Annotated in this window: 6 protein-coding genes; all 6 read right to left on the bottom strand. The window is 51.2% G+C overall.

Features of this window, described 5'->3' with window-relative positions:
* The coding region (gene mraY / locus ACI32D_RS09090; RefSeq protein WP_439776252.1) for a phospho-N-acetylmuramoyl-pentapeptide-transferase at positions 1-912 on the bottom strand (912 nt) is incomplete at its 3' end.
* A gap of 7 nt (positions 913-919) precedes the next feature.
* Entirely contained in the window at positions 920-3,082 is a 2,163-nt protein-coding gene (locus ACI32D_RS09095; protein ID WP_439776253.1) for a penicillin-binding transpeptidase domain-containing protein, read from the bottom strand.
* The gene (ftsL, locus tag ACI32D_RS09100) at positions 3,082-3,438 is read right to left on the bottom strand and encodes a cell division protein FtsL (RefSeq protein WP_439776254.1); all 357 of its coding nucleotides are present in this window, start codon (positions 3,436-3,438) and stop codon (positions 3,082-3,084) included. The genes ACI32D_RS09095 and ftsL overlap by 1 nt, the downstream gene beginning before the upstream one ends.
* Before the next feature lie 11 nt (positions 3,439-3,449).
* Positions 3,450-4,394, bottom strand: coding sequence for a 16S rRNA (cytosine(1402)-N(4))-methyltransferase RsmH (rsmH, locus tag ACI32D_RS09105; RefSeq protein WP_439776255.1), 945 nt, complete (start codon positions 4,392-4,394; stop codon positions 3,450-3,452).
* A 2-nt stretch (positions 4,395-4,396) separates the two neighbouring features.
* Complete coding sequence (gene mraZ / locus ACI32D_RS09110) at positions 4,397-4,828, bottom strand: division/cell wall cluster transcriptional repressor MraZ (RefSeq protein ID WP_003619156.1); 432 nt, start codon at positions 4,826-4,828, stop codon at positions 4,397-4,399.
* A 131-nt stretch (positions 4,829-4,959) separates the two neighbouring features.
* Positions 4,960-5,289, bottom strand: a complete 330-nt coding sequence (locus ACI32D_RS09115) for a DUF3397 domain-containing protein (protein WP_439776256.1) — start codon at positions 5,287-5,289, stop codon at positions 4,960-4,962.
* Positions 5,290-5,329 lie beyond the last annotated feature (40 nt).

Below are 5,329 nucleotides of genomic sequence, written 5' to 3' on the forward strand. Positions count from 1 at the left end.
CCAGAAGACCAGGTCGACCTTCCATTCGGACCAGCCCAGCATTTCGAAGTGGTGGTGGATTGGCGTCATTTTAAAAATCCGCTTGCCGGTCGTCTTAAACGAAGCAACCTGCAGAATAACGCTGGCCGTTTCGCAGACAAAGACGATCCCGATCAAAAGCAAGGACCATGGCCGGCCCAAGAAGATGCTGACCGCTGCTAAACCGCCCCCAAGGGCCAGGGAACCGGCATCCCCCATAAAGATCTTAGCCGGCTTGTGGTTGAACATGAAGAAGGCTGCCAGGCCCCCCATTACCGCCATACAGAAGACCAAAACGCCAAAGTTCTGGCTCTTGAAGGCCAGCCAGGCGTAAGTTCCGTAAGCGATAAAGGACAGACCGGTTGCCAGGCCGTCCAAACCGTCTGAGAGGTTGACGGCGTTTGAAAAGCCAACCAGCCAGAAAACTTCAAACAAGGTAAACAGAGCCATGTTCTTGACCACCCCGGCAAAAGGCAGGTAGAGGCCAAAGTCAAAGTTGTCACTGGCTGCCAGCAAAACGATCCCGGCGGCTACGACCAGCTGCAGGGCCATTTTTTGCCAGGCTCTAAGGCCCAGGTTCCGCTTGAAAAAGAGCTTCAAGCCGTCATCCAGGAAGCCGATAACCCCGTAACCCAAAAGGGCAACTAACAAAATCCAGACTGTCTTGGTCAGCTGGCCCTTATAAGCACAGATGGCGATCGTTGCCACAGCGGCTGAAAGAACGAAGACCGTTCCCCCCATGGTCGGCGTCCCCGACTTCTTTTCATGCCACTTTGGTCCTTCACCGCGGATCTGCTGGCCTTCGTCGTGGCTTCTCATCCAGATAATCAGCCATGGCAAAAGCAAGGCGCTTAATACCAGTGAAATCATAAAAGCAATCAAACTTGCTTGCATCGATCTATTACTCCTTTAACTCTACTTTCAATTTCGTCCCTGATTTAACAGTTGTCCCCTCAGCCAGGCTTTGCGACTTGACCTTGCCGCTGCCCGACAGCTGCAGCTTGATTCCAGCCAGGGAGGCATAAGCCTCCAGTTTGCTTTCGCTCCAGCCAGTCAAATCTGGCAGGGTGATCTTGCCGCTGGTTAAAACAAAGACAGTACTGCCGACGGATACCGTTTCGCCCGCCGCTGCCTTTTGGCTGAGAACCTTGGACCCGGTCCCCAGCCGAACCAGATTGAGGCCGTTTGAGGTCGCGGTCTTCTTAGCCTTGGCGTAGGTCATGCCAGTAAATTTAGGCACCTTGACCACGGCTGAAGCTGACTTGTCACCCTTGTTCAACAGAACCAGCCGGCTCATCATCGGCTTGAAGATCTGGGCCAGGATGGTTTCTGCCCCGCTGCCTAAACGGCTTGGCTGCTTCATGGTCAAGTAAATGCAGTAGCGGGGATTGTCGGTCGGGGTAATCCCTACGACTGAGAAGATGTAGTTCCGGTCCCCGGTCATGTAGCCGCCGGTTGCCTTGGCGATCTGGGCCGTCCCGGTCTTGACCCCGAAGTCCTTGCCCTTCATGTAGTAGGTGTGGCCCGTCCCGATTTTTTCATCCAGAACCTTCTTCATATTCTGCATGACTACTTTTCTGGTCTGGGTCGTAAAAATTTTCTTGCCGACCTTCTGAACCTTGTAGCTCTTGACCGTCTTGCCGGAAGAATCGGTAATTTTTTCCACCAATTGCGGTTTGACCATCTGCCCGTTGTTAGCCAGGGCGCTGTAAACCTGCATCATCTGCATGACGTTGACCGTGACCCCTTGACCAAAGGAAGTTACCGCCTGGTCAACCGGACTGGAGAAGGACAAGCTGCCGGATACTTCACCTGGCAGGGTGATCCCGGTCTTGTGGGTAATGCGGAACATCTTGAGGTACTTGCGCCAGAGCTTGGCCCCCATCTTTCTTTCCAAGTAGACCATCCCGACATTGCTGGAACGAGGGAAGGCCTGGGAGTATGGAATCGTCCCCCAGCCGGACTTCTGCCAGTCATAGATGGTGGAGCCGGAAACAGTAATTGACCCTGACCGGTAGTAGGCATTTGGATTATAGTTGCCGCTGTTGACCGCGGCTGCCAGAGACAGGATCTTGAAAACAGAACCAGGCTCATAGCTGGACTGGACCAGGAGGTTGCTGCCCGCCTTGCTGATCCCGGCCTTGGTCTGGGAGTTGAAGGTCGGCCGCTGAGAGGCTGCCAGAATCTTCCCGGTCTTCAAGTCTTCAATAACCGCTGTCATGGCTTTAGGCTTGTAGTTTTTCTGCACCTTGCTCATATAGGTTTCAAGGGCGCTTTGCAGCTGAGAGTCAATCGTCAAGTAGAGATTGTCCCCGTCTTTAGCTGCCTTGTAGGAATGAGACCCGCTTGGCAGCTGGTTTTCCGTGGAGTCAACCATGCTGGTCTCATAACCGTTGGTCCCTTTGAGGATCTTGTTAAAGTAGGCTTCAAGCCCCGTGACCCCTTCCAGTTCCGTCGCCTGGCTCTTGGAATTGGTCTTTGAAACCGTGTAGCCGACCACGTTTGAGGCAAAAACCCCATTTGGATACAAGCGGGACGGCGTTTCCATGAACTTGATCCCCGTTAGGTGCATGGCCTGGATCTTCTTTTTCTCAGTCAAGGTTAAACCGGATCCTGCTGTCCCGAACTGTACCTGGAAGGTGTTCTTGTTTTTTGGATTCAGATACTTGAGGATTTTCGCTTTTGAAATTGGCAAAACCGTGGCCAGCTTTTCAGCTGTTTTTTCCTTGTCCTTGACATAGAGCGGTTTCTTATTGGAGTCGACATAAGTCTTGTCCAAAATCGCGTAAACCGTGTAGGTGTGGGAGTCCTGGGCAATCACCAGGCCGTTTTTATCGTAAATCGTGCCCCGGTTAGCCGTCAAAACAGTGTTGCGCCGGTAAATCGCGGCAGTTCTCTTACTGATGTCCTGGCCGTCAATGGTCTTGGAAATCGACAGATAGAGCATGCGGCCAGCAAAAAAAAGAAAAACCAAAGCAACGACTAGCTCTAGAATTCTCCCAACTGTAAAGCGATAGCCGTGTGCTCTGGATTTTATTTTTCTTAAATTAGTGGTCTTCTTCATTAGCGAATTGTCCTAATGTTATTTTCACGCAACTTCAGTCCTTGACTTTGGGCGATCTTGTTCAAGCGGGTATTTGACGATAGCTCGCCAATTTCCTGCTGCAAGTCAGCCGTTGCGTTCTTTTGCTTGGTAATTGATTCCTTGACATTGGTTAACTGCCGCTGGGCGTAAGTCGCCGAAACGCTGGCAGACACGTTCAAGGTAATCAAGGCAGCTGCTCCAAGCAGGCCCAAGGCTGCCAGCAGCTTTTCAAAAGCTGAGTACGGCACCTTCTGCGGGTCAACCACCAAACGAGGACTTTTCCGGGCTTCCTCTTCTGGTTCGTAATTATATTTTCTAACTGTGTTTCCAGCCATTGTGGTCCTCTTTATAATTTCTCTGCTACTCTTAATTTTGCACTGTGTGACCGGTTGTTTTCCGCCAGTTCTTCTTCGCTAGCCGTAATTGGCTTGCGGTTGACCAGGCGTAAAGTTGGCTTGATCCCTTCGGGCACAACCGGCATCCCGCGGGGAATTTCAACTTCTGAATACTTCTTGAAGGTTTTCTTGACGATCTTGTCTTCCAAAGACTGGAAGGTAATGACGCTGATCCGGCCGCCGGGATTAAGCAGGCTGATGGCTTCTTCCAGAGAGGCCTGCAAAACGTCCAGCTCGTGGTTGACTTCCACCCGGATGGCCTGGAAGCTCTTCTTGGCCGGGTGTCCGCCGCTGCGGCGGGCTGCTGCCGGAATGGCTTCCTTGATGATCTCTACCAGTTCAAAAGTAGTTTCGATCGGCTTGACCCGTCTTCTTTCAACGATCTTTCTGGCGATCTGCCGGGAAAACTTCTCGTCGCCATAACGGTAAAGAACGTCAGCCAGCTGCTTTTGGTCATACTGGTTGACCAGCTGGTAGGCGTCAAAGTCCTGGCTCTGGTCCATCCGCATGTCTAATCTGGCATCAAAACGGTAGGAAAAACCGCGCTCAGCCTGGTCCAGCTGCGGGGATGAAACACCCAGGTCATAGTAGATGCCGTCAATGCCGCTGATGCCCAGCTTATCCAGTTCTTCTTTTAAGTGACTGAAGTTGTTGTGGACCAGCTGCAAGCGCGGCTGGCTGTCTTCTTTTAAAAAGTCAGCGAAATTGCTCTGGGCGGTGTCAATCGCGTACTGATCCTGGTCGAAACCAATCAGATTTCCTTTATCCAGCTTACTTAGCAGGTATCTTGCATGCCCGCCCCCGCCAAAGGTGGCATCTACGTAAGTGCCACCGCTTCGAGGGGCCAGGTTGTCAATTGTTTCGTGCAATAACACGCTAGTATGCTTAAATTCCATCTTTATAACTCGATATCGTCCAAATCTTCCGCAATTTCATCATAGCTTTCATTGGCTTCGTCAGAATACTCTTCCCAGCGCTCCTTGGCCCAGATTTCAATCCGGTTGGAGACGCCGACAATGACGCATTCTTTAACCAGGCCGGCATGCTTCTTCAAGGTGGGGGACAAGTTGATTCTCCCCTGCTTGTCGAATTCACCTTCCATGGCGCCCGAATAAAACATCCGGGTAAAACTCCGCGCGTTCTTCTTCGTCAAAGGAAGCTTGGCCAGCTTGGCCTCGATCTTGGCCCATTCCGTCAAAGGATAGCCAAAAATGCAGCCTTCCATGCCCCGGGTCAAAACCATGGCTGGCCCAATCTGTTCGCGCAGCTTTGCCGGAATGATCAAGCGGCCTTTGGCGTCCAAATTGTGCTGGTATTCGCCCATGAACATGGCAGGCTCCTCCCTTCTGTTAACAATTTACCACAAATCCCCACTTTAAACCACAATATCTGAAAAACACAAGCAGATTTCCGAAAAAATTAAAAAACTGCCAGCCGCCAAGGGCGGTTGACAGTTCTCATTCAGATTAAAACGACCAAAAGCAGTCCGCAGTACCAAAAGAAACTGCAGGCATCAAGATAGGACCAGAACTGGCGGAACATTTTCCCCAGGGAAATGTTCTTATTGATCATGGCCCATCTGATTGCGGCCAGCAGTATCAATATGAAGTAAAGCAGAAAGCCGGCAGGCAAAAAGGAAGGCACGCCCTTTAAATTGGTCATCAGCTGGCAGGCATAGATCAAAAAGAAAGGCATAACGTCGTAGCCTCTAAAAGCGGCCTTGGGCCAGATCAAGTTGACCAGGTAGGCGGCGGCCAGGCCAAAGACCGGCAATAAGAATATCATCAGCATAATTTTCCTCCATCTGCTAGCTAGTTTAACACAATTTTAT

The organism is Lactobacillus sp. (assembly GCF_051873315.1).
Classification (GTDB): domain Bacteria; phylum Bacillota; class Bacilli; order Lactobacillales; family Lactobacillaceae; genus Lactobacillus.